Origin of the sequence: Prevotella sp. Sow4_E9_plate (genome assembly GCF_052116205.1) — a bacterium.
Classification (GTDB): domain Bacteria; phylum Bacteroidota; class Bacteroidia; order Bacteroidales; family Bacteroidaceae; genus Prevotella.
In genome coordinates, this window is record NZ_JBQKLN010000128.1 from 1 (window position 1) to 706 (window position 706).

Genomic DNA, 706 nt, shown 5'->3' on the forward strand with positions numbered 1-706 from the left:
CTCTGAGGATCAGAGCCTGGTACATTAAAGCGTGCTATCTTGTATTCCTTACAATAAACCTCTTGTTTCTGATAGAAGAACAGACGGACTACCCACATGTCCTTCTTACCCTTACGTATGATAACCTTTGCATTCTCAGGAAGATCAGATTTATCTATACCGAAGGACTTCAAGACCCTAGCTGTTGTTGTATAACGCTTGCGAGGGAGTTGACTATCTGATTCCTGCTTTTCTTTTTCTGTTTTCTTAGGCAGTTTTACAGCTGGTTGCTCTGGGGCTGAAGATGCCTTAGACTCTTCAGCCTTATGCTTTTCATCCAACGCCTCGTCAGCAGCATCACTGATTTTCTTTTTCAATCCATCAAGCCCCAACTCATTGACCTCAGCATCGGATGTATCCAATACACCATTCAAGAGCTTGGTCAAATCTGAGTTATGAGCAAACTTCCTATGAAGGAGAACCTCGATGATAGTTTTATAATCAACCTGAGCCTTGTCTGCTATATCCAACAAGGCATTTGCCTTTTCATAATCATCTGCCTTGGAATGAAGTCGAGATACCTCTGCCCGTAAATCTGAGTTATCAGATTCCGCTTGGGTCAAAGCCACCTCCAACACATAGATACGAGCATTTGCATCTGATAAATCTTCGCTTAACATAGAGATACGCTCGTTTGCCTTGTCAAGTTCCTCCGACAACTCTGTAT

General features: G+C 42.6%; 1 protein-coding gene. It reads right to left on the reverse strand.

All coding sequences use genetic code 11. The features are described from left to right. A partial coding sequence (locus tag ACTQ53_RS17540; RefSeq protein WP_441934600.1) for a hypothetical protein occupies positions 1 to 706 on the reverse strand: 706 nt, incomplete at both ends.